This window comes from Flavobacterium sp. (genome assembly GCF_029242675.1).
GTDB lineage: Bacteria > Bacteroidota > Bacteroidia > Flavobacteriales > Flavobacteriaceae > Flavobacterium.
This window is the reverse complement of the sequence record NZ_JAQWTM010000381.1, coordinates 1-7321: the sequence shown is the minus strand read 5'-3', so window position 1 is coordinate 7321 and position 7321 is coordinate 1. Positions and strand designations below refer to the sequence as shown.

General features: G+C 34.6%; 3 protein-coding genes and 1 pseudogene. 3 read left to right on the top strand and 1 reads right to left on the bottom strand.

What is annotated here, in order from left to right; translation table 11 throughout:
• The coding region (locus tag P8M54_RS14005; RefSeq protein ID WP_300288587.1) for a hypothetical protein at positions 1 to 3638 on the bottom strand (3638 nt) is incomplete at its 3' end.
• A 697-nt stretch (positions 3639 to 4335) separates the two neighbouring features.
• Here P8M54_RS14005 and P8M54_RS14000 point away from each other — a divergent pair.
• From P8M54_RS14000 to P8M54_RS13990, 3 genes and pseudogenes are all read left to right on the top strand, one after another.
• Entirely contained in the window at positions 4336 to 4821 is a 486-nt protein-coding gene (locus tag P8M54_RS14000) for a histidine phosphatase family protein (protein WP_300288586.1), read from the top strand.
• Positions 4822 to 4829: 8 nt separating this feature from the next.
• A complete protein-coding gene (ppk1, locus tag P8M54_RS13995) occupies positions 4830 to 6902 on the top strand; it encodes a polyphosphate kinase 1 (RefSeq protein WP_300288585.1) in 2073 nt (690 codons plus the stop codon).
• Between the two features lie 45 nt (positions 6903 to 6947).
• Positions 6948 to 7321 (top strand): annotated as a pseudogene (locus tag P8M54_RS13990) (exopolyphosphatase); the annotation flags it as partial.

Sequence of the window (7321 nt, the reverse complement as noted above, 5' to 3'; positions counted from 1 at the left end):
ACACAACCACCTGTAGTGGTTACACTATAATTGATTACACTAGTTCCTGCTGCAACTCCAGTTACAACACCTGAAGCTGAATTTACTGTAGCTACCGTTGGTGAGGCACTAGACCATGTTCCTCCTGAGGTAGTACTAGAGAAAGTAGTGGTGTTTCCAACACACACTGTATTTGTTCCTGTTACTGTTTGTGCTACTGGAGCACTTACGGTAATAGTTCCTGTAGCGCTAACTGTGCCACAACCGCCTGTTAAAGGGATTGTGTAGTCAAATGTTCCTGCAGCCGTTGGAGTACCACTAATACTAATTGTGTTGGATGCAAAAGACGCTGTAACTCCTGCAGGTAAACCTGTAGCAGTTCCAATTCCAGTTGCTCTTGTTGTTGTATGCGTAATCGCAGTTAAAGCAGTATTAATACACAAATTTGGTGTTGATGATGCTGCTGATACTGTATTATTAGGCACTGTTAAAGTGGCTGAACTAGAAGTTACATTTCCGCAAATATAGTTTGATTGACTAACTATGACACGGTATTTGTAGCCATTCATATCGCAAGTGATATTTTTTAAACTTAATGTTGCTGTTGTAGCATTCGAATATATAGTTCCATTGGTTACATTAACAAATCCAGAACCGCTATCTACTTGCCATTGATACTGAGTTGTTCCTGATCCACCAGTAGCAGTTACTGTAAAAGCGGCAGTAAATGTTGTTGATGCCGTTTGATTTGTAGGCTGTCCTGCAGTAGCAATAGTACTTGCTGATCCCGCAGCAATTACATTAGTATATGATCCTGTATACGAAGCTGCTTTAACAGTTCCATTAGTATTAATAGCTGGTGTTCCAGTTCCATAAACTCCTCCATCTCCACCATCGGCAGTAGATAAATTATAATATTCATTAGCATCTGAACAACCATCATTATCAGAATCTAAATCTAAATGATTTGGTACTCCATCAGCATCTGAGTCTATTGCAATACAATAACTTAATTCATTAATCTGTAAAGAAATATTTGCAGGATTTCCACCATTTTTGGCAGTTGTAATAATTATTTGGTTTATTGGTCCTGTACTATTTATAGTAACACTATTTGCAGGTGCATTACCTACACCATTATTACTACTAACCGATTGTCCTATAAAGACTCCTCCACTTGTTAAATTAATATCTGTAATAGAAACAGGTACATTAACTCCGGAGTTATTTGCAGTTAAATCAGCTCTATCATTATTATCTATTCCGCTTAACTTAAAATTTAAATTATAAATAGGTTTACTAAAAGTTAGGGTGTAGACAGCAACTTTATTAGTTGGGAAATCAGTATTATTTGCTTGAACATTGATATAGCTTCCAGTTACCCCCGCAGAGGTTTGACTATTTACACCCGAGTTCCAGGTAGCGCCTCCTTTAAGTTCATATTTAAAAGTTCCTGTTACGTCTCCATAATTATAAACATTATTTACGGTACCAGGGTTAGCAGTGTTATTGTCGAATGTTTGCTCTAAAGCAATAAAGCCACTTGGACAATTTAATTCATTAATATCCAAAATACCGTCGTTATCGTCGTCTTCGTCACATATATCGGAAATTCCATCACCATCAGTATCAAGACTTGTTTGAGGATTTGGTAAAATTTCAACACTACTAGAAGCAGTAGAAGTACACGACGAAGTAGCTGCTATTACCGTGTAAGTTCCTGACGGAGCAGTGACCGTGTTACCGGATCTTGTTACTCCAACTGAAGGAGTTATTGTATAGGTATTACTAGCAACATAATTAGTGATTGTAAAACTACCCGTTGATGTCGTACAACTTGGATGAGTAGCAGGACTCAACGTTGGAGTAGCTGGCGTTGCGTTTACTGTCACAACCACAGATTTTACATCTGAGCACCCAATTGCGTTTGTACCTTTAATATAGTATGTACCTGCTGTTGCAGCTGTTGGGGTTGCGTAAGAAGATGTTGCAGCCGCGTTTGTCCAATAGGTAAATGTGGTTCCTGATGAAGTACCTGCTGTAATTGCTGCTGCCGTCAAATTAACTGTAGAAGGCGAACAAACCGCAGTTGGATTATTGACTTTTAACACAAAAGCTGAACAATCTGGATTTACAATAAGACATTGAGGCGTAAAATTTGATGCGATCCCTCCCGTCGTTGTTACATTAGAAATACTGTTTGTAAAAGCAGATGGATTACCTGAGCATGAAGTGTTGTACTGACCGGCTACATTTGTTATTTTAACTGTAAAAGTAGCTGTAGCTCCTCCAGGTAGCCTTAATCCCGAAACAGAAAAATTACCAGAACCTGCAACTGCCGTAACTGTTGCTCCAGAACCTCCTCCTGTATAAGTTGTTGTCACTTGTGGACTAGCTGCAATTTTAATTTTACTTGGTAAAGTATCTACAAAACCTAAATTTTGTAAAAGTGCCGCCCCTGTTGAAGTATTTTCTACTACCCATGTATATGTAGCAATTCCCCCATCGATAATAACCGAAGGAGAAACTGTTTTAGTTAAAGTTGGTGCCGTAACATCAATCGATATAAAATAGGAACCAGAAATAAGTACATCAGGTACATTAAAAGGAGTGGATCGTTGTCTTAACCTTATATTAATTGGATTGTTAGAATTAGGTAATATGTTTGATGCATCAAAAATATCTGCATCGTAATCCCATGCTTCAGCACGACCATATAAGTGACCGGCACTAACTGGGTTTCGGGTAATGATATTCCCACTTATTGCTGGACCACCATCCGCTGAAACGTTATTATTGGCAGACATGGCAATACTGCTATTTAAAGCATCACCAGTTGCGCCAGTACTTGGATCTGCTAAATTTGTTAAGGCCCCTGTTGTTGTACCAAATTGTATGTCATCAGGATAATTTCTATCACCATAAGTACCTGTAATACCTACAATAGCATTTATACTACCTGATCCTGGCACAGTGACATTATTTACATCTGTATCTACTGTAGTATTATTAAAAACTTGCCAATTATCAGCGACTGTAATATTTCTTGCTGGTGAATTAGCATTGCTGTAAACAACTATTATTGACCAGCCCCCCATTGGAAGCGTTGTTGAATTTGGTAAAGGATCAGCAAGAAAATACCTTCCAGCAGTTCCTCCTGAAGCAACACTAACGTAACCATTGGTTGGCATCATTGAAGTAACATCCCAAATAGCTTGATAAGTGCCACTACTATTTTTGTTGGATAACGAAGTACTTGCGTTCAAAACTGTGTAAGAAGGCGATCCTGGCGCCTTGAATTTTACAGATGTTATGGCACCTCCGCTAATAGCTTTTTCAACTGATAAATACGCTCTTTCTATAGTAGAACCAGGAGGTAAAATTAAGTCTGAACTAGTAGACAATGTAGTCGTAGGATCAGTATCAACATCAGGATTAAGTCGGAAGTCGTCTCTTGCGACGGAAGTATTATTGGAAAATTGAGTGCTGTAATACCATGAGTTACCAAACAACGTTGCGCCACCTTTAATGACGGACTGGTAACGTGTAGTTGTTTGCGCAAATGTATTACCAAATGATAGCATAAGTACGAAAAATAAGATGAATTTAAAAAATGCATTTTTCGTTGTAACATCAGACTGTAGGTAATTTTCTTTCATACTTCTTTACATCTTAAATTTTTATAATCTTTCAAGATTAATATTTTGTAAACTATTACAAATGGTTAAAATTTGTATTAGGTTATTCTTATGTATATTTACAACTTTTGTAGGTTGTTTTGAATTGTACTTCGATTTACGTTATCACGTTGGATCTGGTTTTGTATGTTCAAAAAATGTTGAATTTTCTTCCTGCGATGAATTTGTTAAGAAACGGAAATTTACATTGTAAATCTTTTTCTTGGTTACATCGTTAATTTCACACTAAACACTAACTAAACAAAAGTAGTTAAATATTTTTTTTTTTACGATTAATTTCTCTGTCAAATACCTATATAGCCGTTAAAGTGTTTATTTTTACTCATCTTCCTCTTTTTTTTTAAGTACAATTTGAACTACAAAATATTTTTGAACTGTAAAAACACTTAATATTCAAAATTTTATTCAAATATATTAGTTTGTTTCTAAATTCATGATAAAAACATCGATAAAAAGCATAAATTTACCGATAAAGTGTATTTATGTAGGTAATTTATTAAATAATTAAAGGAATTTTACCATTGTGATTTTCAAAGTAAAAAAATTGTAGTGGTAGTTGTACTCCTTTCTAAAATAATTCATTTAACTTACGTTCAGCTAAATCTTTTCATTATAATCTAGCTAATTTATTTACTTTATCAAATTAAAAGTTCAAATTATGAAAAACTTAATCTTGATTCGACACGCAAAATCTAGCTGGGACAGTCCAGTTAATGACATTGATCGTTTACTAGAAAAGCGAGGTATTGATGATGCTCATTTGGTTTCCTCTAATGTTCATGAATTTTTGCCGAAGTCTTTTACTATTTGTAGTAGTACAGCAAAAAGAGCTGCCTCGACGGCAATAATTTTTGCGCAAAATATTCATTTTCCTGTTGAAAGTATTGTATTTAGCAAGCAATTGTACACGTTTGACGGGAAGCAATTAGAAAAAATCATTAAATCTTTTGATAAAGTAGCCGATAATGTTATTCTTTTTGGTCATAATGCAGCTATTACAGATTTTGTTAATAAATTTGGGGATGTTTTAATAACTAATGTACCCACAGCAGGATTTGTATCAATTTCTTTTGATACCAATTGTTGGACAAAGATTAGTAAAGGAAAGACCAATAAAATAGTAAACCCAAAAGACTTAAAATAATTACCCTAGTGTTACAAAAAAAATATATTGACAGAGAGAAAAGTTGGTTAGCATTTAATGCAAGAGTACTTCAAGAAGCAGCTGATGATTCAGTCCCACTACTAGATCGATTGCGCTTTTTAGGAATTTTTTCAAATAATTTAGATGAATTTTTTAGAGTTCGTTTTGCGGCTATTCGCAGATTAAGTTTATCGGGGAAAACGGGAGAGAAAATCCTTGGCGGTATTTCGGCTCAGCAATTAGTTAAAGATATTACCGAAATTGTAATAGAGCATCAAACAGAAAGTTTGCTTATTTTGAAAGAAATAGAAACTAAATTGGAGACTGAAAATATTTTTATTATTAATGAAAATGAAATTTCTGAAGAGCAAGAAATATTTTTGAAAGACTTTTTTATTCAAAAATTGAGTCCAGAATTAGTAACTATTATCTTAAATGATTTAGCCGAATTTCCTTTATTGAGAGATAATATCGGTTATTTAGCTGTTAAATTGGTGATGAAAAAGGATGCTGAAGTGCGTTATGCCATCATAGAAATACCTAAGACAATGAATCGATTTGTTGTTCTACCTTCATCTGATCATAATCAATATGTGATTTTAATTGATGATGTGATTAGACACAACCTCGAGGGTATTTTTAATATTTTTGATTACGAAAGTGTCTCAGCTCACATGATTAAAATTAGTAGAGATGCCCAATTAGATATTGATAGTGACTTGAGTAAAAGTATGCTGGAGAAAATTTCAACCAGTGTTAAGGAAAGGCGAGTAGGAGAACCAGTACGTTTTATTTATGATCAATTGATCGAAGCAGATACACTTTCTTTTTTTCTTGAAAAGATGAAAATTGTATCTACAGATAGTATAATTCCTGGTGGTAGGTATCATAACCGACGCGATTATATGGATTTTCCTAGCCTAGGTAGATATGATTTATTGTACAAAAAAAATGTTTCATTACCGGTTCCAGGCTTAGATCTTGAAGGTAGTATTTTGGAAAAAATCAGTAAGAAAGATTATCTGTTAAACGCTCCGTACCAATCTTTCTCTTATCTGACTAAGTTTTTACGCGAAGCAGCTTTAGATCCAAAGGTGACTTCTATCAGTATTACGCTTTACCGACTGGCAAAAAATTCTCAAATTGTAAGTTCCTTGATCAATGCAGCTAAAAATGGTAAAAAGGTTACCGTACAAATTGAGCTGCAAGCACGTTTTGATGAAGCTTCAAATATATCGTATGCGGAGCAGATGCAAACCGAAGGGATTAATTTAATTTTTGGAATTAAAGGGTTGAAAGTACACAGCAAAATATGTGTTATCGAGAGAAATGAAGAAGGCAAGACCAAAAGGTATGGTTTTATTTCAACAGGTAATTTTAATGAAGCCACTGCGAAAATTTACACTGATGTGACCTTATTTACGAGTCATCAACAAATTTTAAAAGATATAACTAAAATATTTGAATTTTTTAATATCAACTATCGTATTCACCGTTATAAGCACTTAATTGTATCTCCTCACTACACCCGTAGCCGATTTTATAAGCTAATTGATAGAGAAATTTCGCATGCTTTGGCAGGAAGAAAAACCTATATCAAGTTAAAAATGAATAGTCTTTCTGATTTTGGAATGATTGATAAATTATATGAGGCTAGTAATGCCGGTGTAAAAATTCAATTAGAGGTTAGAGGTATTTGTTCCTTGATTCCGGGTGTGAAGGGCATGAGTGCCAATATTGAAGCAATTAGTATAGTTGATAATTATTTGGAACATTCTAGAATATATATATTCGGTAATGCAGGACAAACAGAGGTTTATATCTCTTCAGCTGATTTTATGACAAGAAATTTGGACGGAAGAGTGGAAGTTACCTGTCCAATATACGACCAAGAAATTAAAAAGGAGCTTATTGAAAATTTTGATTTAGGATGGAAAGGTAATGTCAAGGCCAGGTACCATTCTGAAAATTTAGATAATAAATACAGAGATAGTAATGGTGAACCTGTTTTTAGGGCTCAACTTGAAACGTACAAATATTATCAATCGAAAGTTAATGTGGTGAATGAAGACCATATTTAATAATGAAATAACGTTTTTTAACGTCCCAATACACACAAATACGTTATGATTAAAATTAAAAAATACGCAGCAATCGATATTGGATCTAACGCCATGCGACTTTTAGTTGTGAATATTGTAGAACAAGAAGGTAAAGAAACGCAATTTAACAAAAGCTCACTCGTGCGCGTACCTATTCGTTTAGGGCAAGATGCATTTACCGTAGGAGAGATTTCTGATGAAAATATTGATAGGATGTGTGATGCCATGAAAGCATTTCATCTCCTCATGAAAGTACATAAAGTACAAGATTACAGAGCGTACGCTACTTCAGCTATGCGGGAAGCATATAACGGTAAGGAAGTTGCAGATTTAATTCAAGACAAAGCCAACATTAAAATTGAAATTATTGATGGTAAAAAAGAAGCGCAGATTATTGC

Coding starts and splice junctions, on each gene's coding strand:
- P8M54_RS14000 (WP_300288586.1), top strand. CDS start 4,336: ATGAAAAACTTAATCTTGATTCGACACGCAAAATCTAGCTGGGACAGT.